The organism is Aeromonas sp. TECH754 (assembly GCF_056279295.1).
Genome location: NZ_JBWBRA010000001.1, coordinates 4653306 through 4676072 on the forward strand (window position 1 = coordinate 4653306; position 22767 = coordinate 4676072).

Annotated in this window: 25 protein-coding genes; 11 read left to right on the top strand and 14 right to left on the bottom strand. The window is 63.0% G+C overall.

The features are described from left to right. The first annotated feature begins 61 nt into the window (after positions 1 to 61). A complete protein-coding gene (locus tag ACZ9IL_RS21400; protein WP_476005254.1) occupies positions 62 to 394 on the top strand; it encodes a hypothetical protein in 333 nt (110 codons plus the stop codon). A 25-nt stretch (positions 395 to 419) separates the two neighbouring features. Here ACZ9IL_RS21400 and ppa read toward each other — a convergent pair whose 3' ends face one another. Further along, entirely contained in the window at positions 420 to 953 is a 534-nt protein-coding gene (ppa, locus tag ACZ9IL_RS21405; RefSeq protein WP_033128795.1) for an inorganic diphosphatase, read from the bottom strand. Positions 954 to 1131: 178 nt separating this feature from the next. Between ppa and mpl the strand changes: the two genes are divergently transcribed. Beyond that, complete coding sequence (mpl, locus tag ACZ9IL_RS21410) at positions 1132 to 2511, top strand: UDP-N-acetylmuramate:L-alanyl-gamma-D-glutamyl-meso-diaminopimelate ligase (protein WP_476005255.1); 1380 nt, start codon at positions 1132 to 1134, stop codon at positions 2509 to 2511. 1 nt (position 2512) lies between these two features. Next, complete coding sequence (locus ACZ9IL_RS21415; RefSeq protein WP_476005256.1) at positions 2513 to 3124, top strand: flavin prenyltransferase UbiX; 612 nt, start codon at positions 2513 to 2515, stop codon at positions 3122 to 3124. Between the two features lie 72 nt (positions 3125 to 3196). Here the strand turns inward: ACZ9IL_RS21415 and ACZ9IL_RS21420 are convergent, their stop codons facing one another. Then, on the bottom strand, positions 3197 to 3811 hold the full coding sequence (locus tag ACZ9IL_RS21420) for a TetR/AcrR family transcriptional regulator (RefSeq protein WP_033128792.1): 615 nt from the start codon (positions 3809 to 3811) through the stop codon (positions 3197 to 3199). Positions 3812 to 4011: 200 nt separating this feature from the next. On the opposite strand from ACZ9IL_RS21420, the gene hpt reads away from it, so the two are divergent. The 3 genes from hpt to ACZ9IL_RS21435 all read left to right on the top strand — a co-directional run bounded on the left by hpt (position 4012) and on the right by ACZ9IL_RS21435 (position 6393). After that, entirely contained in the window at positions 4012 to 4542 is a 531-nt protein-coding gene (hpt, locus tag ACZ9IL_RS21425; protein WP_476005257.1) for a hypoxanthine phosphoribosyltransferase, read from the top strand. A 113-nt stretch (positions 4543 to 4655) separates the two neighbouring features. Next, the gene (locus ACZ9IL_RS21430; protein WP_476005258.1) at positions 4656 to 5573 is read left to right on the top strand and encodes an ABC transporter ATP-binding protein; all 918 of its coding nucleotides are present in this window, start codon (positions 4656 to 4658) and stop codon (positions 5571 to 5573) included. A gap of 46 nt (positions 5574 to 5619) precedes the next feature. Beyond that, positions 5620 to 6393, top strand: a complete 774-nt coding sequence (locus tag ACZ9IL_RS21435; RefSeq protein WP_476005259.1) for an ABC transporter permease — start codon at positions 5620 to 5622, stop codon at positions 6391 to 6393. 60 nt (positions 6394 to 6453) lie between these two features. Here ACZ9IL_RS21435 and ACZ9IL_RS21440 read toward each other — a convergent pair whose 3' ends face one another. The 9 genes from ACZ9IL_RS21440 to thpR form a co-directional block, all read right to left on the bottom strand. Further along, positions 6454 to 6801, bottom strand: coding sequence for a putative quinol monooxygenase (locus ACZ9IL_RS21440; RefSeq protein ID WP_476005260.1), 348 nt, complete (start codon positions 6799 to 6801; stop codon positions 6454 to 6456). Between the two features lie 91 nt (positions 6802 to 6892). Further along, entirely contained in the window at positions 6893 to 7759 is an 867-nt protein-coding gene (gene panC / locus ACZ9IL_RS21445; protein ID WP_476005261.1) for a pantoate--beta-alanine ligase, read from the bottom strand. Between the two features lie 101 nt (positions 7760 to 7860). Continuing rightward, positions 7861 to 8655, bottom strand: a complete 795-nt coding sequence (panB, locus tag ACZ9IL_RS21450; RefSeq protein WP_476005262.1) for a 3-methyl-2-oxobutanoate hydroxymethyltransferase — start codon at positions 8653 to 8655, stop codon at positions 7861 to 7863. Between the two features lie 18 nt (positions 8656 to 8673). Beyond that, a complete protein-coding gene (folK, locus tag ACZ9IL_RS21455) occupies positions 8674 to 9171 on the bottom strand; it encodes a 2-amino-4-hydroxy-6-hydroxymethyldihydropteridine diphosphokinase (protein ID WP_476005263.1) in 498 nt (165 codons plus the stop codon). A 7-nt stretch (positions 9172 to 9178) separates the two neighbouring features. Next, a complete protein-coding gene (gene pcnB, locus ACZ9IL_RS21460; protein WP_476005264.1) occupies positions 9179 to 10654 on the bottom strand; it encodes a polynucleotide adenylyltransferase PcnB in 1476 nt (491 codons plus the stop codon). Between the two features lie 168 nt (positions 10655 to 10822). Beyond that, positions 10823 to 11725: a tRNA glutamyl-Q(34) synthetase GluQRS gene (gluQRS, locus tag ACZ9IL_RS21465; protein ID WP_476005265.1), complete on the bottom strand. Its 903-nt coding sequence runs from the start codon at positions 11723 to 11725 to the stop codon at positions 10823 to 10825. A gap of 117 nt (positions 11726 to 11842) precedes the next feature. Continuing rightward, positions 11843 to 12292, bottom strand: a complete 450-nt coding sequence (gene dksA, locus ACZ9IL_RS21470) for an RNA polymerase-binding protein DksA (protein ID WP_005329052.1) — start codon at positions 12290 to 12292, stop codon at positions 11843 to 11845. Between the two features lie 119 nt (positions 12293 to 12411). Beyond that, a complete protein-coding gene (gene sfsA, locus ACZ9IL_RS21475; RefSeq protein ID WP_476005266.1) occupies positions 12412 to 13155 on the bottom strand; it encodes a DNA/RNA nuclease SfsA in 744 nt (247 codons plus the stop codon). Next, a complete protein-coding gene (gene thpR / locus ACZ9IL_RS21480; RefSeq protein WP_476005267.1) occupies positions 13152 to 13721 on the bottom strand; it encodes an RNA 2',3'-cyclic phosphodiesterase in 570 nt (189 codons plus the stop codon). The genes sfsA and thpR overlap by 4 nt, the downstream gene beginning before the upstream one ends. 246 nt (positions 13722 to 13967) lie before the next feature. On the opposite strand from thpR, the gene hrpB reads away from it, so the two are divergent. The 3 genes from hrpB to gloA2 all read left to right on the top strand — a co-directional run bounded on the left by hrpB (position 13968) and on the right by gloA2 (position 19426). After that, a complete protein-coding gene (gene hrpB, locus ACZ9IL_RS21485; RefSeq protein WP_476005268.1) occupies positions 13968 to 16415 on the top strand; it encodes an ATP-dependent helicase HrpB in 2448 nt (815 codons plus the stop codon). Positions 16416 to 16647: 232 nt separating this feature from the next. After that, positions 16648 to 18975: a penicillin-binding protein 1B gene (mrcB, locus tag ACZ9IL_RS21490; protein WP_476005269.1), complete on the top strand. Its 2328-nt coding sequence runs from the start codon at positions 16648 to 16650 to the stop codon at positions 18973 to 18975. A 40-nt stretch (positions 18976 to 19015) separates the two neighbouring features. Next, complete coding sequence (gloA2, locus tag ACZ9IL_RS21495; protein WP_476005270.1) at positions 19016 to 19426, top strand: SMU1112c/YaeR family gloxylase I-like metalloprotein; 411 nt, start codon at positions 19016 to 19018, stop codon at positions 19424 to 19426. 80 nt (positions 19427 to 19506) lie between these two features. On the opposite strand, the gene ACZ9IL_RS21500 is transcribed toward gloA2, so the two are convergent. Together ACZ9IL_RS21500 and ACZ9IL_RS21505 are read right to left on the bottom strand one after the other, a co-directional pair. Next, positions 19507 to 19827, bottom strand: coding sequence for an SMR family transporter (locus ACZ9IL_RS21500; RefSeq protein WP_033128778.1), 321 nt, complete (start codon positions 19825 to 19827; stop codon positions 19507 to 19509). Further along, positions 19815 to 20216, bottom strand: a complete 402-nt coding sequence (locus ACZ9IL_RS21505; RefSeq protein ID WP_476005271.1) for an SMR family transporter — start codon at positions 20214 to 20216, stop codon at positions 19815 to 19817. The genes ACZ9IL_RS21500 and ACZ9IL_RS21505 overlap by 13 nt, the downstream gene beginning before the upstream one ends. Positions 20217 to 20372: 156 nt before the next feature. Here ACZ9IL_RS21505 and ACZ9IL_RS21510 point away from each other — a divergent pair, with 156 nt between their 5' ends. Next, positions 20373 to 21254 carry a LysR family transcriptional regulator gene (locus ACZ9IL_RS21510; RefSeq protein ID WP_476005272.1) on the top strand — a complete coding sequence of 294 codons (882 nt, stop codon included), beginning with the start codon at positions 20373 to 20375 and terminating at the stop codon, positions 21252 to 21254. Positions 21255 to 21289: 35 nt separating this feature from the next. Here the strand turns inward: ACZ9IL_RS21510 and ACZ9IL_RS21515 are convergent, their stop codons facing one another. Continuing rightward, the gene (locus ACZ9IL_RS21515; protein WP_476005273.1) at positions 21290 to 21802 is read right to left on the bottom strand and encodes a DUF2937 family protein; all 513 of its coding nucleotides are present in this window, start codon (positions 21800 to 21802) and stop codon (positions 21290 to 21292) included. 205 nt (positions 21803 to 22007) lie between these two features. On the opposite strand from ACZ9IL_RS21515, the gene ACZ9IL_RS21520 reads away from it, so the two are divergent. Beyond that, positions 22008 to 22691 (top strand): phosphatase PAP2 family protein, encoded by a 684-nt coding sequence (locus ACZ9IL_RS21520; RefSeq protein WP_476005274.1) that lies wholly within the window; start codon positions 22008 to 22010, stop codon positions 22689 to 22691. Positions 22692 to 22767: the final 76 nt, after the last annotated feature.

Sequence of the window (22767 nt, forward strand, 5' to 3'; positions counted from 1 at the left end):
TGGTAATTATCTGATAAAACTTTAAATTTAATTTTGAAAATAAGTCATACGGGGAACCACCATGAAAGCTGTCGCCACCTTCTTTCTGCTATTGCTGGCGTTGCCTGCGGCGGCGGGCCAGGTCTTCGTCAATCAGGGGCTGTCCACGGCCGACACCTTTGCCCTGCGGGATCAGCTGGCGCGGGAACATGAGTGGCAGGAGTGGCTGCGTTTCCAGCAGGCGGTGAAATGGCTGGAGGTGTTGCCGGTCAACTGCGATCTGGTGGGGGAAGCTGGTGGGGACTACCGCTGTGGTGACAGCTACTATCGCCCTTACCGGCAGAATGGGCGTGATCTCTATATCCAGGGGGATCCGCCGGATCGCCAGCCCAGAGCAAATAAAAAGGCGCCATGAGGCGCCTTTTTTGCGAGGGGTACGCTTACTTGGCGGCAGCGTAACGCTCGGCGGAGGTAACGATCTCGGCTTCGGCGGCAGCCTTGTCGCCCCAACCTTCCACCTTGACCCACTTGCCTGCTTCCAGCTCTTTGTAGCGCTCGAAGAAGTGCTGGATCTGGGCCTTCAGCAGCTCGGGCAGATCGTTCACATCCTTGATGTGATCGTATTGCTTGGTCAGCTTGGAGTGCGGTACGGCCACGATCTTGGCATCTTCGCCAGATTCGTCGGTCATTTTCAGCACGCCGACCGGGCGGCAGCGAATGACGGAGCCAGCCAGCAGCGGGTACGGCGTCGGCACCAGCACGTCGACGGGATCCCCATCCAGAGACAGGGTGGCGTTCACGTAGCCGTAGTTGCACGGGTAGAACATCGGGGTGGACATGAAGCGGTCAACGAAGATGGCACCGCTGTCCTTGTCGACTTCGTATTTGATCGGATCGGCATTCTGCGGGATCTCGATGATGACGTAGATGTCGTCGGGCAGGCTCTTGCCAGCCGGTACCAGGTTCAGGCTCATGACGTTTCCTCTGAGTGTTTGAGTCAAGTTTGCAGGCCGATATTATAGCGATGTCGCATCAAATGACCATATTTCAAGGGCACTGCGACAGAGTTGGCGCCCATCGGTCAGCTTGGGTCTGCCAAATTGCAGTTACCTTGGTAGAATGCGGGCTCCCTTTACTGGAAAAGGCAGTGGTATGCACATTCACATTCTCGGGATCTGCGGCACCTTCATGGGTGGTCTGGCGGTGTTGGCGAAGCAGCTCGGTTATCGGGTGACCGGCTCGGATGCCAACGTCTATCCCCCCATGAGCACCCAGCTCGAGCAGCAGGGCATCGAGTTGACCGAGGGCTATGACCCGTCCCAGCTCAGCCCGGCCCCGGATCTGGTGGTGGTCGGCAATGCCATGAGCCGTGGCAACCCTTGCGTGGAATATGTGCTGGATCGCAATCTGCCTTATATCTCCGGCCCGCAGTGGTTGCTGGAGCATGTGCTGAAAGATCGCTGGGTGCTGGCCGTGGCGGGCACCCATGGCAAGACCACCACCGCCAGCATGCTGGCCTGGGTGCTGGAGTACGCCAAACTGGAACCCGGTTTCCTCATCGGTGGCGTGCCGGGCAACTTCCCGGTCTCCGCGCGCTTAGGATCTGCACCCTTCTTCGTCATCGAGGCGGACGAGTACGACTGCGCCTTCTTCGACAAGCGATCCAAATTCGTCCACTACCATCCGCGCACCCTCATCATGAACAACCTGGAGTTCGACCACGCGGACATCTTCCCGGATCTGGCCGCCATCCAGCGCCAGTTCCACCATCTGATGCGCACCGTGCCGAGCAATGGCCGGGTGCTGTTCCCGCAGGCCGATCACAATCTCAGTGTCGTGCGTGAGATGGGCTGCTGGAGCGAGGTGGAGCTGGTGGGTCAGGACGACGCCAAGTGGAAGGCGGTCAAGCTGGCGGACGACGGCTCGGTGTTCGAGGTGTGGCTCGACGGCACCAAACAGGGTGAGGTGCACTGGGAGTGCATCGGCGAGCACAACGTCAGCAATGGCCTGATGGCCATCGCCGCGGCCCGCCATGCCGGCGTCATGGTGGAGCACGGCATCGCAGCCCTGTGCCAGTTCAAGTCTCCCAAGCGGCGCATGGAGCTCAAAGGCGAGGTGGCCGGCGTCAGCGTCTATGACGACTTCGCCCACCACCCGACCGCCATCGACACCACCCTCGGCGGCCTGCGCGCCAGGGTTGATGCGAACGGAGGCAAGGCCCGCATCCTGGCGGTGCTGGAGCCCCGCTCCAACACCATGAAGCTGGGGGTGCACAAGGCTGAGCTGGCCGCCTGCTTCGACGGCGCCGATGAGGTGTTCTTCTTCCAGCCGTCCAACATCGGCTGGGATCTGGGCGAGGTCACTTCCCACATGAGCCGTCCGGCGACCGTGTTTGGCGATCTGGAGCGCCTGATCGACAACCTGGTCGCCGAGAGTCGCGCCGGCGATCATATTCTGATCATGAGCAACGGCGGCTTTGGCGGCATTCACGACAAGCTGCTCGCCCGCCTCCAGCAGAAGATCTCAAGTTAATATGGATAAACAGATCACTTTGGCGCTGACGGGCGCCTCCGGCGCGCCTTATGCCCTGCGACTGCTCCAATGTCTGGTGCAAGCCGATTATCGGGTCTATCTGCTGGCCTCCTCGGCGGCCCGGGTGGTGCTGAAAACCGAGCGGCAGGTGGATTGGCCGAGTTCCCCCAGGGAGTTGTCTGCTTACCTTTGCCGCCAATATGGTGCAAAAGAGGGGCAGATAGTGGCCTGCGGCAAGGAGGAGTGGTTCTCGCCGGTGGCCTCGGGCTCGGCTGCCCCCAAGCAGATGGTGGTCTGTCCCTGCTCCATGGGAACCGTCTCGGCCATCGCCTGCGGTGCCTCCGACAACCTGCTGGAGCGGGCGGCGGACGTGGTGATCAAGGAGCGCGGCCAGCTCATCCTGGTGCCCAGAGAGAGCCCCTTCTCCGCGATCCATCTGGAGAACATGCTGAAGCTGGCGCGGCTCGGGGTGACCATCATGCCCGCGGCGCCGGGCTTCTATCACGAGCCCAAGAGCATCGAGGATCTGGTGGACTTCATGGTGGCGCGGATCCTGGACCACCTCGGTATCGAGCAGGATCTGACCCAGCGCTGGGGCTATGCCAAGCCTTGATCTGAGTGGATAACAGACAAACAAAAGCGGCGCCGACCTGAACAGTCGGCGCCGCTTTTCATTGGCAGGGCATCAAGCGGCCTGGATGGGGGCCGTCACATACTTGAACAGGAAATCGGTCACCTCTTCCCGGGACGGGCGCTGAGGTTGATTGATCATCTGCATCATGACATAGCCAAACCCGGTCAGGGAGCGGGCCAGATCCTGCGCCGACAGCACGCTCTGGATCTCGCCACTGTCCATGGCGGCTTGCAGGTGGGGCGCAATGCGTTCCAGCGCCTTGTCCAGCAAGCGGGTGTAGCGAGGCCATACCTCTTCCCGCACCGATGAGCTCCACTCCAGCCAGATACTGGCGTGGTCTGGTTGATCATAGGCCGCATCGACAAACAGCTTCACGTGGCGGTGGATGCTGTCCCTGACTGGACCCTGGCCACTGTAAGCCTGCTCGAGGATCTGTTGCACAAAGCCTTCGATCTCGGCCAATACCTCATCGACCAGTTCTTCACGGGTGTTGAAGTAGTTGAACACGGTCGCGACCGATACCTTGGCCTGCTCGGCAATCTCGGCATGCCCCGCACGGCCGATGCCGCGACGGGAGAACACCTCGATGGCACATTCCATCAATTGATCACGGCGAGCCTCCGGCGAGAGCCGGGTCCGACGTCTTATTTCTGCGCGTGGTTCCATAGTTTTTTCATCTAATAGTTATTGATTATGGTGTTTATAGTATTGTCACCGATAATGCCAAAAGGCTCGCTAACTCTATCAATTAAAATAAGCCGATAAAAGCATCACGTATGCCTGACGCCCTCCGGTTGGAATGGTAGAATCTTCGGTTTTGATGTTAATGAACGGCCAATAACCCTTGGCCATTATTGGAGTATGTGATGAAGCACATTGTCGAGGTGATGATCTCCGAGGCCGAAGTCGCCGCCCGGATCGCCAAATTGGGTGAAGAGATCACCGCCCGTTACCAGGGTTCCGATGAAGTGGTCATGATTGGCCTCTTGCGCGGCTCCTGCGTCTTCCTGGCCGATCTGTGCCGTCAGACCCAACTGCCCGTCACCCTGGATTTTATGACCGCCTCCAGCTATGGCTCCGGCATGCACAGCACCCGTGACGTGCGCATCCTGAAAGACCTGGATGATGACATCAAGGGCAAGGACATCGTGATCGTCGAAGACATCATCGATACCGGTTACACCCTCAACAAGGTGCGCGAGATCCTCTCCCTGCGTGAACCCAGGTCCCTGGCCATCTGCACCCTGCTGGACAAACCGTCTCGCCGTGAGGTACAGGTGCCGATAGACTGGGTAGGCTTCGCCATCCCGGACGAATTCGTGGTGGGCTGTGGTATCGACTACGCCCAGAAATATCGTAATCTGCCGTTCATCGGCAAGGTTGTTCCGCAAGAATAAGCAAGGCTCGGAAGTGGCAAAGGCAGGATGATGGTCCGCCATCACTGTCTGCAGGCGGCCTTGGCCGCCTTTTCTGTCTCGCGATGGGCGCATCATCCATCACAGGGGTTGCAATGAACGCATTGGAAATCACCGGTCTGAAAAAGACCTATCAAGGGGGCGTCGAAGCCCTCAAGGGCATAGATCTCACCGTCAAGCAGGGGGATTTCTTCGCCCTGCTCGGCCCGAACGGGGCGGGCAAGTCCACCACCATCGGCGTCATCAGCTCACTGGTGAACAAGAGTGCCGGCAAGGTGAAGGTGTTCGGCTACGACATCGACAGCCAGCTGGAGCAGGCCAAGGCCCAGCTCGGGCTGGTGCCGCAGGAGTTCAACTTCAGCATGTTCGAGAAGGTGAGCCAGATAGTCACCCATCAGGCTGGCTTCTACGGCGTGCCGAGTGGCGAGGCCAAGGTGCGTGCCGAGAAATACCTGCGCCAGCTCGATCTGTGGGACAAGCGCGACATGGCGGCCCGCACCCTCTCCGGCGGCATGAAACGCCGCCTGATGATCGCCCGCGCCCTGATGCATGAACCCAAGCTGCTGATCCTGGACGAGCCGACCGCCGGGGTGGACATCGAGATCCGCCGCTCCATGTGGCAGTTCCTGCAGCAGCTCAACGAGCAGGGCGTCACCATCATACTCACCACCCACTATCTGGAAGAGGCGGAGATGCTGTGCCGCAACATCGGCATCATCGACAAGGGTCGCCTGATTGAAAACACCAGCATGAAGCAGTTGCTCGGCAAGCTGGGTCGCGAGACCTTCATGCTGGACCTGGCCCCCGGCTCGGCCGTGCCGGATGTGCCCGCATTCCAGGGCCGCATGCAGGATGAGCGCACCCTGGAGGTGGAGCTGGACAAGAGCCAGTCCCTCAACAGCCTGTTCGAACAGCTCTCGGCCCAGGGCGTGCAGGTGCAGAGCATGCGCAACAAGGCCAACCGGCTGGAAGAGCTGTTCGTCAATCTGGTGGAGGAGGGCCGCAAGGCATGAATACCCATTCTATTTGCATCACCCCGGTGGAAGAGAGTCATAGCGCATGAACGCCAACACCTATTACATCGCCTTCAAGAGCATCCTGACCAAGGAGGTGACCCGTTTCACCCGGATCTGGCTGCAGACCCTGGTGCCGCCGGCCATCACCATGAGCCTCTACTTCGTCATCTTCGGCAACCTCATCGGTTCGCGCATCGGTGACATGGGTGGCTTCAGCTACATGGAGTTCATCGTGCCCGGCCTCATCATGATGTCGGTCATCACCAACTCCTACTCCAACGTCGCCTCCTCCTTCTTCAGCGCCAAGTTCCAGCGCAACGTGGAGGAACTGCTGGTGGCGCCGGTGCCGAACTACGTCATCATCGCCGGCTATGTGGGCGGTGGCGTGGCGCGCGGTCTCTGCGTCGGCCTCATCGTCACGCTGGTGTCGCTGTTCTTCGTGCCGCTGCAGATCCATCATCTGTTCAGCGTCTGTTTCACCGTGCTGCTGACCTCGATCCTGTTCTCCCTGGCGGGGCTGATCAACGCGGTGTTTGCCAAGACCTTCGACGACATCAGCATCATCCCGACCTTCGTGTTGACGCCGCTCACCTACCTTGGCGGGGTCTTCTACTCCATCAGCCTGCTGCCTCCCTTCTGGCAGGGTGTCTCCCAGGTGAACCCCATCATCTACATGGTGAACGCGTTCCGCTACGGCTTCCTCGGCATCTCGGACGTGCCGCTCGGCACCGCCTACCTCATCATCATCGGCTTCATCGTGGTGTTCTACGGGTTGGCCTGGTGGCTGATCTCCCGTGGCACCGGCCTGCGGCACTGAGTGCTGGCGCCATGAGAAAAGGCACCCTCGGGTGCCTTTTTACTTGATAGCTGGACCATCTCAGAGAACGGGGGCGTCGTATTGCTCCGGTTCATCGCTATAGACACAGACGTTCCACTTGGCGACGATCCCATCTTCGGCCAGACAGCAGCGCTCGAAGAAGGCCTTGATCTCGGTCCGCTGGCAGTGTGCCTCGAAGCTCGCCATGTCCCGCCAGATCTCGTTGAACACCAGGGGAAAGCTCTCGCCCCCGGCGAACGGGCTGGGGATGTGGCGAGTGACGATGTACTGCTGGCAGCCATCCTCGCGCAGGGTGTTGGGCTCAAGACTCTGCAGCACGGCGAACAGGGCCTGCTCCTGGCCCGGCTTGGGCTGGAACTGGGCGATGCAATAAACCTTCTTGGACATGGTGTTTCCTTGGGCTCAGGCGGCTTGGTACGCCGCAACACTGTGGTCGACAAGATGGCCTGACCGGGATGACGGCTGGCCATCGGGATCGTCAGTCGTGCCGCTCGTTGATGAGGGCAACCACGCGGTTGTCGATGAGGCGGGCCTTGCCGAGATAGGCCGCCATCAGGATCACCAGCCGCTCGCTCTCGCCGGTGGCGGATTCGAGGGTGTCGGCATCGACGATGTCGATGGCATCAGTCCTGAAGCCGGCGTTGTCGAGACGCTGGCTGGCCTGAGCCACCAGCGAGGGCAGGTGATGATCCCCCGCCTCAATCTGCTGGGCTATCCAGTTCATGGTGCGTGCGAGCTCGGGGGCCAGCGTCCGCTCGGCCGCGCTGAGGTAGCCGTTGCGCGAGGAGAGCGCCAGCCCGTCCTCGGCCCGCACGGTCGGCACGCCGACGATCTGGACCGGCATGGCCAGGTCGGCCACCATCTTGCGGATCAGCGCCAGTTGCTGATAATCCTTCTGGCCGAAGCAGGCTACGTCCGGTTGCACCAGATTGAACAGCTTGGCGACGACGGTGCTGACACCACGAAAATGCCCCGGCCGCAGCGCGCCTTCCAACAGGCCGGAGAGGCCGGGTACCTCGACGAAGGTCTGGCTGGCGAGCCCGTGGGGGTACATCAGCTCTGGCGTCGGGGTGAACACCAGATCCACGCCGGCGGCTTGCAGGGCGGTGCAATCCTGCTCCAGGGTGCGGGGGTAGTTGGCGAGGTCGTCGGCCTTGTCGAACTGCAAGGGGTTGACGAAGATGCTGACCACCACCTTCTCACCGTGGCTGCGCGCCTCATCGACCAGCGTGAGATGGCCCTGATGGAGATTGCCCATGGTGGGCACGAATGCGATGGCTCGGCCTTCGCGACGCCATTGATTGATCTGCTCACGCAGCGCGGCGGGATTGTTAACGACCAACATCAAGAGTTCACCTTCAGATACTTCAAAGAGAGATGGAATCGACCAGTTAAGAATGACGAAGCGGGGGCCTGTGCCCCCGCTCTTGCCCGTGGGGCGTGCAATCAGTTGAAGCAGTGTTCGGGGCCGGGGAAGGTGCCCTCGCTGACCTGCTTCACGTAGAGGCGGATGGCGGCATGCATGTCGCCGGTCTCGGCCAGGAAGTTCTTGGTGAACTTGGGCACATAGCCGGAGGTGATGCCGAAGGCATCGTGCATGACCAGGATCTGGCCGTCGGTGGCGGGGCCGGCACCGATGCCAATCACCGGGATGCGCAGCGCCTTGGTGATGCGCTCGGCCAGGGCGACCGGCACGCATTCGAGCACCAGCAACTGGATGCCGGCGGCTTGCAGTTCGAGCGCGTGGCGATACATCTCCTGGGCCTGGAACTCGTCGCGGCCCTGGATCTTGAAGCCGCCAAACACGTGCACGGATTGCGGGGTCAGACCGAGGTGACCGCAGACCGGCACGCCGTTGCGGGTCAGGTGGCGGATGCTGTCACACAGCCAGTCGCCCCCTTCCATCTTCACCATACGAGCGCCGGCGGCCATCAGGCGGGCGGCGTTCTGGTAGGTCTGCTCCGGGGTGGCGTAACTCATGAACGGCATGTCGCTCACCACCAGCGCCTTGCTGGTGCCGCGCACCACGCAGCGGGTGTGATAGACCATCTCGTCCATGTTGACGCCCAGGGTGTCTTCCCCCCCCTGCAGCACCATGCCGAGGGAGTCACCGATGAGCAGCACCTGAGCGCCTTCGTCGTCGAACAGCTTGGCGAAGCTGGCATCATAGGCGGTGATAGCGGTGATCTTTTGCCCGTCCTGCTTCATCTTCAACAGGCTGGTGGTGGTTATCTTGCTCATAAGGTTGCTCCTACTCCTCTACTCACCCGTGGCGCCGGCAAGGATCACGAGACCATTGCGCGGGCAGCGGGCAACCAGTTCGGTGAGTGGGGTGCCGCAGGGCAGCACCAGGGCGGGTACGAGCTCGGCAAGGGGGAGCAGGACAAATTCCCGCTCCTTCATGCCGTAGTGGGGGACGGTCAGGCGCTCATGCTGGATGACCTGCTCGCCGTACAGCAGCAGATCCAGATCCAGAGTTCTTGGTCCCCAACGCTCGTCCTTGCGCACACGTCCCTGTTCCAACTCGATTTTCTGCAGTTGATCCAGCAAGGCCAGGGGGCCGAGCCGGGTATGAAGTCGCACCACGGCATTGACGTAGTCCGGCTGGTCCGCAGGGCCCATGGGGCGACTGCCGTAAAGTTGCGAGGCCTGTTGCAGCTCTGACTCCGGCAGCCTGCCCAGGGCGGCGATGGCATGCCGGGCCTGGGCGACGGGATTGCCCAGATTGGAGCCGACGGCAACGAAGACCTCGGTCATCAGAGTATCACTCGGCCGCTTTGGGTTTGCGGCGGCGGGGACGACGGCGATTGCGGCTGTTGGTGCCGCGTTTCTCACCGTCACTGCCACGGGGCTCCGTTGCCGGGGCGCGTTCACCGCTCGCCGGGCGGCGAGTCGCTTCCCGTTGCAGTTGCGGACGCACGTCCGGGTTGGAGGCCACGTAGCGTTCCCACCAGCTGGCGAGCTCGCCCAGGCCCCGTTCGACCCGGTTGCGCAGCAGCAGGAAGTCGAAGGCGGCGCGGAACTTCGGATGCTCCATGGCGCGCTCGGGGTGACGGCCCTGGCGACGGGTGAGCCGCTGTTGCAGCGCCCAGATGTCGCGCACGTCGGTGGTGAAGCGGCGCGGCACGGCGATGATCCGTACCTGGGCGTCCAGCACCTCGTTGATGGCCAGCATGAAGGCGTCGTGCCAGGGCAGGCCGCTCTCGTTTTCCAGCACCCGGGCGCGGGCCTCGACACAGCCCCACAGCAGGGTGGCGTAGAGGAAGGCCGGATTGACCCGCTTGTCTTCGCGGACCCGGTTGTCGGTGTCCATCAGCGCCAGCTCGATGAACTGCTCGAACGGCGAGTTGCCGTGGGGGGTGAACAGGGCGGCCACCTGCGGGAACAGCGGCTGGAACAGCCCGTATTCGCGCAGCAGCTTGTAGGTGGCGAGGCCATCGCCGGCCAGGAACAGCTTGAGCGTCTCCTCAAACAGGCGTGCGGCCGGAATGTCCTGCAGCAGCGGTGCCAGCTCCTTGATGGGGGCGGCGCTGCGCGGGCTGATGGTCATGTCCAGCTTGGCGGCGAAACGCACGGCACGCAGCATCCGCACCGGATCTTCCCGGTAGCGGGTCTCGGGGTCGCCGATCAGCTCCAGCTTGCGCTGGGCCAGATCCTCGATGCCACCCTCGAAGTCGTGCAGGGTGAAATCCTTGGCACTGTAGTAGAGGGCGTTGACGGTGAAGTCGCGGCGCTCGGCATCTTCTTCGATGGTGCCGTAGACGTTGTCCCGCAGCAGCATGCCTTCATCAGACTGGGCCGACACATGCTTGCTGGTATTGACCTGATGGTGGTGACCACGGAAGGTAGCCACTTCGATCACGTCACGACCAAAGACGATGTGGGCCAGGCGGAAGCGACGGCCGATCAGGCGGCAGTTGCTGAACAACGCCTTGATCTGCTCCGGGGTCGCGTTGGTGGCGATGTCGAAATCCTTTGGCGTCTTCCCGAGCAGCAGGTCACGGACGCCGCCGCCGACCAGGTAGGCGTCATAGCCACCTTTATTCAGGCGGTAGAGCACCTTGAGTGCATTCTCGCTGATCTCTTTGCGCGAGATGGGGTGTTGGTCACGGCTTAAGGTACGACGCTGGCCGGCTACGTGGGTCGGAATGGTTGACTCCACCGACTGCTCGCCGTCTTCCTTGCCGAGCACCTTGCGGCAAAAGTTTGCGATCTGGGAAAAAATGGTACACCTCTTCATGACTTCAAATTGACGGGAGGCCAAAAAATAGCGGCCTATCATAGCTCAGCCCTGACCAAATGAGAAACAGTGCGGTTTCTTCAGGGGCCTCGGGCCTGCCCGCGAGCAAAACCACGGGCGGTATTCGGCAGGCGCCGTGCTCAGCCAATGAGCAACAATGGGGTCTGCCTATCGGGCTCCCAAAGCGATCTTTTGCTGGCGCGGGACCCGTGCCAGCTGCCAGTGTTCGATGCCCCAGGTGACGATCTCGTCGACCGAGCCCGCTCTGAGCTCAGGTGGCGGGCATTGGCCGAGAAACGCGAGCGCCTGCCACAGGGCCGGTCTGACATCATCCATCGCCAGCGCCGGCGCATGGTTCTGCTTGGACAGCTTGTTGCCATCGGCCAGCACCGCCAGCGGCAGGTGCACCCAGTCGGGTACCGTGGCTCCCAGCGTCTGGTAGAGCGCAATCTGGCGTACCGTGGGCTCCAGCAGATCGGCGCCACGCACTATCTCGGTGATGCCGCTGTCCATGTCATCCACCACCACCGCCAGGTTATAGGCGTAGAGCCCGTCCCGGCGGCGAACAATGAAATCCTCCTCGGCCAGCCCGCTGGGCACGGCGATCTCACCCTGCAGTGCATCCTCGAAGCGATAGACGGGGTGATGCTGGCGCAGGCGGGCGGCGCAATCCGGTGCCCCCAGCCCCAGCGTGCGGCAATGGCCGTTGTACAGGCCGCCGCTGGCCATGATCTCGCGCCGGGTGCAGCGGCACCAGTAGAGCGCTCCTGCCCGATACAATTGCTCGATGATCTCGTCATAGCGCCCGTGCCGTTGGCTCTGGAACATGATCTCCCCGTCCCAGTGCAGGCCGTGGGCCTCCAGAGTTTGGAGGATGAGGCCGCTGGCCCCCGCCATCTCCCGTGGCGGATCGATGTCTTCGATGCGCACCAGCCAGCGCCCTTGCCGGGATCTGGCTTGCAGGAAGCTGCCGAGCGCCGCGATCAGGGAGCCAAAATGGAGCGGACCCGAGGGGGAGGGGGCAAAGCGGCCTATATAAGGACGGCGCCGGGAGGGGGGAGCTGTGTTCACGGGGTTGGCGATTCGGGCAAAGGATGCATTGAGGCAGCATTTTGGGACGCACCGGCCAAAAGCTCAATAAAAAAGGGAGCTCGCAGGCTCCCTTTTTGTACATCTCGACGGTCGGCATCAGCCGGCCATCTGTTTTTCCTTGATTTCGGCCAGCGTCTTGCAGTCGACGCAGAGGTCGGCGGTCGGACGGGCTTCGAGACGACGAATGCCGATTTCGATGCCGCAGTGTTCGCAGTAACCAAAGTCGTCTTCTTCGAGCAGCAGCAAGGTCTTCTCGATCTTCTTGATCAGCTTGCGCTCACGGTCGCGGGTCCGCAGTTCGAGAGCAAACTCTTCTTCCTGCGCGGCGCGATCGACTGGATCCGGGAAATTGGCAGCCTCATCCTTCATATGGTCGACGGTGCGGTCAACTTCTTGCATCAGTTGGTTGCGCCAGGCTCCCAGGATCTTGCGAAAATGTACCTTCTGTTGGTCATTCATGTACTCCTCACCGGCTTTGACCTGGTAAGGCTCTACACCCGCAATGGCCAGGGGGCCCAGAGATTTCCTGTTTTCGCCTGTTGGCATGCCCTGTCTCCTAATTCAGCACGCTACCCGTGCCATCCGTAAATTGAGGGCCGTATCTATAGCAGAAGGGTTAACCGGAGGCAAACAAGCCTTGCCAATTATGTTACCCACTCCAGTATTTATTCGCAGCCCTCGGGTAGCAGGTAGCCAGATTCAAATGGAATAAAATTCTGTGCCACCATGCCTTGCACCCCAACATGGGGGCGATAGCATAAAATTTCAACCCCTGCCGCCATAGCCTGCTCAATAAGTTGACTATAGAGCGGATCTATATGGGCCGCAGGGCGCATCCGCTCAATTCCCGAGTGCAATACCATGAACAGCAGCACGGCTCTGTGGCCGGCCGCCTTCATGGCCATTAATTCACGCAAGTGCTTGGCGCCACGGGCGGTGACCGCATCGGGGAAGTAGCCCATGCCGGGTTGCTCGCGCTCATCGAGCAGGGTGACGGACTTCACCTCTATGTAGCATGAGGGCCTGTGGTCGTCTTCCAGCAGCAGGTCGATGCGGCTGTTCTCCTCACCATATTTCACCTCGGTGCGCAGCCTGGCATACCCCGCCAGCGGGGCGAGCTGATCCTGCTCGATCAGCTCCCTGGCGATCTGGTTCGCGCGGGCCGTGTTGACGCAGATGAAGTGGCCCGCCGGACTCTGGGCTATCTCCCAGCTGTGGGCCAGCTTGCGCTTGGGGTTATCCGAGGTGGAGTACCAGACCCGGGTGCCCGGCAGGGCGCAGCCGGTCATGGCGCCGGTGTTGGCACAGTGGATGGTGATGGTCTCGCCGCTGTCGAGTTGCACGTCGGTCAGGAAGCGTTTGTAGCGGGCGATCAACTGCCCGGACTGTAAAGGGGGATCGAAGATCATCGATTGTTCTCGTTATGGTTTTCTGCTGTGACGCGAACGCCTTCGTCTTGCTTGGCGCGGGCCCGCAGTGGCCAGCAGGCCAGCGGCTCGTAGTGAACTCCCTCCGGGGTGCTGACGGAGCGATAGAGGCAGAAGCGATCGGCCAGCAGCGTGAAATCCGGCGCCGGCAGCTCAATCGGGGCCTCGCCGGCCTTGCGCGACAGGGTGATGTGGGGGCGATAGCCCTGCTCGCCGTTGCCAAGCCCCAGCTTCTCGCCGTGACGACGCAGCGCCCTGGCCAGCACGTTCAGCTCGTTCGGCCACTCCTTCGGCCCCACCCAGGCGGCCTTGGCACGACTGAACCAGCCGGTCTGATCGATCCGGACGCGAAAGGGCGGGCAGTGTTGCAGCTCGGCGGCCGCCATCAGTTGGGCCTGGGTGGCCTCGTCGGCCTCACCGAGAAAGGCCAGGGTCAGATGCAGATTGGCCTCGGGCACTGGCAGGCCGGGCCAGGGACGCCGCTCGCGCCAGTCGATCAGGGCGGGCGCCAGCGCGTGCAGAGGCAGGGCGAAGAAGAGTTTGGACATGGGCGTCGTCGGTCCTCGTGGGCACAGTGGAATGGCCCATTCTATGGCAGCGAGCCCGATCCTGTCTTGCCATCGCTGTCAGGTGCCCCTGGTCCATGGCGAAGCCGGTAGCGGGGCTCGGTGTCGAGATGAGGGGCGTGCCCCGGGGTTGTTGCCGCGTGCCGGCGACATCCGCTTACGGTCGTGGCGGATGCTATGGCAGAATGGACACCGTTTTTAAGGTCGCCACAGAAGGTTTTCGCCGTTTTGTCCCAACTCCCCATCGTCTCGGTGCTGTCCGAGCTATTTGATGCCATCGCGGCTCATCCGAGCGTGATCCTGCAGGCGCCCCCCGGCGCGGGCAAATCGACCCTGCTGCCGCTGGAGCTGGTGCGCCAAAACCGGCTGCCCGGTCGCATCATCATGCTGGAGCCCCGCCGTCTGGCGGCGCGCAACATCGCGAGCTTCCTGGCTCGTCAGCTGGGGGAGAAGGTGGGGGAGCGCATCGGCCTGCGGGTGCGCGGCGAGAGTCGCACCAGTGCACAGACCAAGTTGGAGATAGTGACCGAGGGAGTGCTGACCCGGATGTTGCAGCAAGATCCCGAACTGGCGGGCGTCTCTCTGGTCATCTTCGACGAATTTCACGAACGCAGCCTGCATGCCGATACCGCGCTGGCCTTCTCTATCGAGAGTCAGCAGGGGCTGCGGGACGATCTCAAGCTGCTGATCATGTCCGCCACTCTGGATGGCATGGCGCTGGAACGCCTGCTGCCTGGCGCCCCCGTCATCCGCTCAGAGGGGCGCGGCTTTCCCATCGACTATCACTATCGCCCCGCCAATCGCCAGCAGTGGCTGGAGCCGCAAGTCGGCGCCGTGGTGCTGGAGGCGCTGGCCGCCCATGCCGGCAGTGCCCTGGTGTTCCTGCCGGGGCAGGGGGAGATAGAGCGGCTGGCCCAGTGGCTGGAGGGACGGCTGCCGGATGACGTGCGCCTCGCACCGCTCTACGGCCGCCTCGACATGGCAGCCCAGCAGGCCGCCATCGAGCCGGCCCCGGCGGGCCGCCGCAAGCTGGTGCTGACCACCAATGTGGCGGAGACCTCCCTCACCATAGAGGGGGTCTCCATCGTCATCGACAGCGGCCTGGAGCGGCGCGCTTCCTTCGATCTCAAAAGCGGCGTTACCCGGCTGGAGACCCGCCAGATCGCCAAAGCCTCCGCCACCCAGCGGGCGGGCCGCGCCGGTCGTCTCGGTCCCGGCGTCTGCTATCGGCTGTGGAGCAGCGAGGGGCAGGAGCGGCTCGCCGAGCAGAGTCCGCCGGACATCCTGACCCAGGAGCTGACCGGCCTGCTGCTGGATGCCGCCCAGTGGGGAGCCAAAGTGGAGAGCCTGCCGCTGCTGGACATGCCCCCCGCCGCCGCCCTGGCCAGTGCCCAGCGGTTGCTGGTGGCGCTCGGCGCCATGCAGCCGGAAGCGGATCAGCAACTCACCGCCGAGGGCCGCGCCATGGCGGCGTTCGGTACCCATCCCCGGCTCGCACGCGTGTTGCTGCGGGCGCGGACGCTGGAGGCCGGGGGTCTGACAGGGATTGTCGCCGACGCGGCCTATCTGGTGGCGCTGCTGGAGGAGGATCTGCGAGGATCCGAGCGTCTCTCCGTGCTGTTCCAGCGCAGGCAAGGTGCCTTGCGCCAGAGTGCCGCCCGCTGGTTCGATCGCCTTGGCGCAAGGCCTGCGGCCGCTCAAGGTCAATGGCTGGGGCTGCTGTGCGCCCTCGCCTGGCCGGACAGGATCGGCAAGTTGCGCAGTGCCAGTCGCTATCAACTCAGTGGTGGGGTGAGCTGCGATCTGGTAGAAGGTCATCCCTGTCAGGGACAGGGGGCCATTGTTGCCGTGGAGATGGGACAGAACGAGCGTGGCAGCCGCATCTTCATCGCCGAGCCTGTGGAGTTGGACGAGCTGGTACGCCAACTGCCCGAGCTGGTGAGCGAGCGCCAGTGGTTCGACTGGGACGAGCGCGAGGAACGGGTGCGGGCCGAGCGTCAACTGGTGCTGGGCGAGCTGGTGCTGAGCCAGCGGCCGCTGACCGAGCTGTCGGACGAGCAGAGGGGGCGCTGCCTGCTGCAGGGCATTCGCCGCAAGGGGCTGCACGTGCTGCCCTGGGATGAGAGCAGCGAGGGGCTGCTGGCCCGCCTGCGCTGCGCTGCCGACTGGCTGCCGGACGAGGGTTGGCCGGCCATGGATGAGGAGAGCCTGCTGGCCCGGCTGGAGGAGTGGTTGCTGCCCGCCCTCGGTGCCATGACCCGGCTGGAGCAGCTCAAGCGCCTCAACCTGACCGAGCTGCTGCGCCAATCCCTGCCCTGGCCCTTGCCCAAACGGTTGGACGAGGCGTTGCCGAGCCACTTCACCGCCCCCACCGGCAGCCGGGTGCGCATTCGCTATCAGCCGGGGCAGGCGCCGGTGATCCCGGTGCGGATCCAGGAGATGTTTGGTCAGGCCAGCACCCCCTGCGTGGCCGATGGCCGGGTGCCCCTGGTGGTGGAACTGCTCTCTCCGGCTCAGCGGCCGCTGCAGATCACCGCCGATCTCGCCGCCTTCTGGGCGGGTTCCTACGGCGAGGTGAAAAAAGAGATGAAGGGGCGCTACCCCCGCCACTATTGGCCGGACAACCCGCTGGAGGCGATGCCGACCAAGGTGACCAAGAAGAAGATGGGGTTGTAGGTTGCTGCTGAGCATCGCGAAGCCCTGCGCCAGCAGACGATCCTCACCCTTCTCCCCTTGCGGGAGAAGGGTGGGGGATGAGGGGTTGAGCATCTCTTGTTTAGCGCCAGTCGGCGCCGAGTGCAGCACAACCTGACACAGACACAGACATGGATTCGATTGGCCTTGTGGCGGCCTGATCGGACGTTCGCGAATGCGACATCATAAGTAGAAAGGAAAGCAAAGAGGATTTATGGCAACCCAAAGACGCAAGAGCGCACCCAAGAAGACGGCGCCCAAAGGCACCCTCTGGCGCAAGCTGTTCTGGCTTGGCTTCAAGCTCTCCCTGGTGGTGGGCGCCTTCATGGTGGTCTTCGGCATCTATCTCGATACCAAGGTGCGCGAGCGCTTCGACGGCGAGAAGTGGCAGCTGCCGGTGATGGTCTACAGTCGTCCGCTGGAGCTCTACCCCAGCCAGCGTCTCTCCCAGACCCAGATGATGCGTGAGCTCAACATGCTGAGCTACAAGCAGGTGCGCCAGCCCCACACCCCGGGCGAGTATGCGGTGAATGGCAACAAGATCGAGCTTATCCGCCGGCCGTTCGCCTTCCATGACGGCGCAGATGCTGCTCGCGGCCTGCGTCTGAGCTTCAGCGGCGGGCGGCTGGAAGGGATCCAGTCCCTCGAGAACCAGCGTCCGCTCGGTTATGCCCAGATGGACCCTGTGCTGCTGGACCGCCTCAACACCGAGGATCGGGAGGATCGTCTGCTGGTGCGTATCGCCGAGGTGCCGGACAGCCTGCTGGTGACCCTGCTCACCACCGAGGATAGGGACTTCTACCAGCACGGCGGCGTCTCGCCGGTGGCCATCATGCGCGCCATGGTCGCCAACGTGCTGGCCGGCCGCACCGTGCAGGGGGGCAGTACCCTCACCCAGCAGCTCGCCAAGAACTTCTTCCTGACTCGCGAGCGCAGCCTGTGGCGCAAGGCGCAGGAAGCCTATATGGCGGTGCTCATCGACTACCGCTACAGCAAGGACGAGATCCTGGAGGCCTACCTGAACGAGGTCTATCTGGGGCAGAACTTCTCCCAAGGAGTCTATGGCTTCGGGCTCGCCTCCTACTTCTATTTCGGCATCCCGGTCAACGAGCTGGACATCGATCAGGTGGCCCTGCTGGTGGGCATGGTGAAGGGGCCCTCCTATTACGATCCCTGGCGCTTCCCCGAGCGGGCCAAGGCGCGTCGGGATCTGGTGCTCAAGTTGCTGATGGACCACGGCAGCCTGACCCAGCCCGAATATGAGCTCGCCAGCAAGCAGCCGCTTGGCATCATCACCCGCGGCCAGATGAGCTATGGCCGTACCCCGGCCTTCATGGGGCTGCTCAAGCGCGAGATCCAGAGCCGCTTCGGCCCGGATCTGCTCAAGCAGTCCGGCCTCAAGATCTTCACCAGCCTGGATCCCATCGCCCAGCACGCCGCCGAGCAGGCGGTGGAATCCGGTCTCGCCACCATCGAGAAGCAGCGCGGCAAGAAGAAGCTGGAGGCGGCCATGGTGGTCTCCGACTGGCACAAGGGGGAAGTGGTCGCCATGGTGGGGGGCCGGGATCCGCGCTACGCCGGCTTCAACCGGGCGCTGGATGCCCGCCGTCAGATAGGTTCCTTGGTCAAACCCGCCGTCTACCTGACCGGCCTCTCCAACGGCCTGACCCTGGGCACGCCGCTGAAAGATCAGCCGATCCGCATCCGTGGGCAGGACGGCCAGATCTGGACGCCGCAGAACTATGATCGCAAGTTCCGCCAGAGCGTGCCGCTGATGGAGGCGCTGGCCAGTTCCCTCAACGTGCCGACCGTCAACCTCGGCCTGCAGGTGGGGCTGGACAAGGTGGTGGACACCCTGCACAAGCTCGGCGTCTCCCAGGAGATCCAGCCCTACCCGTCGCTGGTGCTGGGGGCGGTGGCCCTGTCGCCGATGGAGGTGAACCAGATGTATCTGCCCATCGCCAACCAGGGGCTGACGCAGCCGCTGTCGGCCATTCGCGCGGTGGTGAACAGCGATGGCAGCCAGCTCTATCAGCATGACGAGGCCGCCAAGCGGGTGACGGATCCCCAGGCCAGCTGGCTGACCCTGTTCGCCATGACCAAGACGGTGAGCCAGGGCACGGCCCGTGCCCTGAGCGCCAAGTTCCCCGGCGCCACCATGGCCGCCAAGACCGGGACCACCAACGAGCTGCGCGACTCCTGGTTTGCGGGGCTGGACAACAACGAGCTGGTGAGTGTCTGGGTCGGTCGCGACGATAACACCCCGGCCGGGCTGACCGGTGCCAGCGGCGCCCTGCAACTGTTCAGCGGTTACATGAGCCAGCGCGGGGTCAACAGCCTGAACCTGAACATGCCCGAAGGGGTGAGCTGGGCCAGCTTCTCCCGCAGCAGCGGTGCCCGGGTCACCAACGACTGCCCCGGCAGTCTGCAGGTGCCGGCCAAGCTGGCGGGGCTGGGGGAACCCATGAGCTGCGCCAGCCCGGTCTCCAACCCGAACCCGGTCAATGCCCTGGACAACTGGTTCAACGGTTTCTTCAACTAACGAGACGGGCGGCCTGGCCGCCCGTCTACATGGAGTCGATATGACAATGCCCCTGTTTGACGGCATTCATCACGTGGCCATCATCGCCAGCGACTATGAGCGTTCCCGCCGCTTCTATCACGAGCTGCTGGGGTTGCCCATCATTGCCGAGACCCTGCGGGCCGAGCGCCAGTCCTGGAAGCTGGATCTGGCCCTGCCGGATGGCAGCCAGCTCGAGTTGTTCAGCTTCCCGGCGCCGCCGGCGCGCCCTTCCCGGCCGGAAGCCTGCGGCTTGCGCCATCTGGCGTTTCGGGTGACGAGTCTGGATAGCGTCATCGGCCATCTGCAGCAACAGGGTATCGAGGTGGAGCCGGTGCGGGTGGATGAGCTGACCGGTCGGCGCTTCACCTTCTTCGCCGACCCGGACGGCTTGCCGCTGGAGCTGTATGAGGTAGAGACTTCAGCTGCCTGAGTCACCTGCTGTGGATTTTATATCCAACAAAAAGCCGTCCGGCAAACCGGACGGCTTTTTTATGCGAGATTGGCAGTGTGTCAGGCGGTGGTCAGCAGCGCCACCGCGACGGCCATCACCAGGATCCCGGCCCAGCCGATGGGCTTGAGCCGCTCGCCGAACAGCAAGAGGCCGCCGAGCGCGGTGCCGAGGATGCCGATGGCGCCCCAGGTGGCGTAGGCGATGGCGAGATCGATCTTGCCGGTGCTCACCGCCTCCGAGAGCAGGGTGAAGGCGCAGAGCACCAGCAGGATGCCGAGAAAGCCCCAGCCCTTGTAGCGAAAGCCGACCGAACGGTTGATCGCCATGTTGGCACAGATATCCAGCAGCGCCGCGCCGAGCACGATGATCAGGGGGTGCATACCGCCTCCTTCAGCTTGCTCGGGTCATTCTGGCTGCGTGGCTCCTCATGGGTTTCCCCCAGGCTCACCATAACAATCCCCACTATGGCCAGCGCCAGACCGATCAGCTCCTGCGTGCCGAGGTCGTAATCCATGAACAACATGGACACCAGGGTGATGAGGCCGATCCCCAGCCCCTCCCACAAGGCGAAGGCGATCCCAATAGAGATTGTTTTGGCGGCTTTGGCTAGCAACAGATAGGAGAGGGTGATGAGCCCCCACATGGGCAGGTAGTTGAGCCATCCGGCTTCATTGTCCGGGAGCAGGGCCATGGTCGAGGTGCCCGCCACCTCGGTGAGGATGGCGCCGGTCAGAAAGACTCGGGCCAATAACATGCGACTGATTAACATACGACGTCCTTTTGTGACTGCGACCCGCAGATGATAGCCGTGGTGACAGCCGGCTCGGGAATCGCTGAGCGTCGAAAAACCGAACGCTGTGGGTTTGCCTTGTATGTTGGGGGCGAGCTAAGGTAGTCATAGGAACCTCTGTCAACCACGGCCCTTATGAAGCTCAATCAGATACAACTCTTTGTCGAATCGGCTGACTGCGGTTCCATTGCCCATGCTGCTCGCCGGCTCGGCAAGAGCCGCAGCGCGGTCAGCACGGCGATTGCGGCACTGGAGCTGGAGCTTGGCGTCGATCTTTTTGAACGAGGGGCCAATCAGAGTCGGCTGACCGAGATAGGCGAGCAGGTGCTGGACGACTGCAAGCGGCTGCTGCAGGCGGCCAACAGCCTGAAGCTCAAGTGCGAGCATCACGCCTCCGGCGCCGAGGTGGCGCTGCGGGTGGCGCGGGACGATGCCATCCCCGAGCCCGTCTGGCGGGACATGCTGGGCACCCTGCGTCGCCAGTTTCCGGGTACCAGCATCTCGCTGGTGCTGGCCTCCCCTCCGGAGCTGCCTGCCCTGGTGGAGGAGGGGTTCGTAGATGCGGCCTTTGGCCTCATCACCGACGAGCAGGAGCGCAGCGGTCTGTGCATCGATGTGCTCAACCCGATCCGCACCCTGATGGTGGTGGCGCCGAGCCACCCGTTGGCCGGTCTGAAGCGGGTGCTGCAACAGGATCTGGCTGGCCACACCCAGGTCACGCTCTCCTACGTGGACGAGTATTCGGTGAAGAGTCTGCTGCCCATCGGCGGTCAGCACATCGGCTTGTCGAGCTTCGAGCTGATGCGCGATGCGGTGCTGGACGGGCTGGGCTGGGCCGTGCTGCCCTCGCCGTTGATCCAGAGTCAGCTGCGGCAGGGGGAGCTGTTGACCCTGAAGCACAAGTTCAGCCTGCAGTGGCGGGACTACGGCGTCTATCTGACCGAGAACGCCCACCACGGCAAGGTGCTCGCCTGGTTGAAGAAGGCGATCCAGGCCTATCTCGAGCCCTTCGAGTAGGCCTGCTCTCGCCAGGATTTGACGTGGCTAACCGCTCAGCGGATATAGCGGGGGGAGGCGGGGCGCCGGCGAAATGGCAGCAGCACCAGCGCCAGCAGCAGATCCCCGAGCAGGGCGGCGAGCAGGCCGGCGCCGAGGCCACAGAAGATGGCGGCCTGCTTGAGGGGCACCACGTAGCTGTAGTTGTGCAGGGTGTCTTGCCAGAGCTGGGGATCCGGTTGCAGCAACAGGTGGGACAGCTGCCGATACCAGGGGGCGTCCTGGAAGACAGTCTCCTGTTGCAGGCGCTGTTGCTGGCTCACCAGCAGTTGCAGGCTGGTGGCGTCCTGGGTGAAGACGGGATCCTGACTGGCGCCGTAATGGGCGATCAGGGCGGCCAGATCCCCGCCAAAATGTTGATCCGCGGTGCGCTGGAAGGAGGCCAGACTGAGGCTGGCCTGTTGCAGCCGGGCATCCAGCCGCTGGTAATAGAGATCGATCAGTCCCGGTATCTGCACGCCAGCCAGCAAACCGAGAGCAAACAACATCATGCGAAGGTAGCTGCGCATCGTCATCATCCTGAATGAAGGGAAAGCACATACTAGCCGCAAGCCACGGGTGAGCCAAGGCGGCGCTTGTTCCGCTCCCATGCGGACGGATGTGGCTTGGTCAGCATGGCTGGTGCCCGTGTGTGGTACGCCTCCTTACATTTTTGTGATTCAGATCACTCAATCGCTGCTTTAACATGGACCCTTTTTTGAAGGAGGCCTCGGCATGAGCAAGTTCATTCCTTTCTATCTGGTCGGGGGCCTGATTGCCCTCAGTTGGGCCGTCCTGCCGGGCCATGGCCCCTGGGATAGATGGGATCTCGCTACCTTCCGGCTGGTCAATGGCTGGCTGGGGGGCTCCTCGCGCTGGGCCGATCTGGTGGCCATCACCAACCACTGGCTGTTCGATCTGGCCGTGCTGGCCTGCATGGGCGGGATCCTGGCCATCTGTTTCTTGCGTGCCGACGGACAGGGGCGTCACCGGTTGGTGGCCATGGGGCTGGTCATGTTGAGCTGTGCCCTGCTCATCAATCAGTTCGGCCACCTGCTGCCGGTCAGCCGCCCCAGCCCGACCCTGATGGTGGAGGGGGCACTGCGGGTGAGCGAGCTGAGCGAGATCCCGACCAAGGACTCCGCCGGTGACAGCTTTCCCGGCGATCACGCCCTGTTTCTGATGATCTTCGCCGGTTTTGCCTTGCGCCATCTGCCGCGCTGGGCCGGGGTCGTCGCCGTGCTGATGGTGCCCCTGTTCTCTGCCCCCCGCCTTCTCGCCGGCGCCCACTGGCTGACGGATGTCTATGTGGGCGCCCTCAGCCTGGCCCTGCTCTGCCTGCCACCCCTGCTGCTGACTCCCCTGTCGGATCGGCTGATCGCACGCCTCGCCCCCAGATTGTCCCGCTGCCTGTCCTGATGCCCCCTCCGATCCGGGGACAATAAAAAGAAGGCGGTTGTTAGCCGCCTTCTTTGGGTGATGCACCATCGGAATC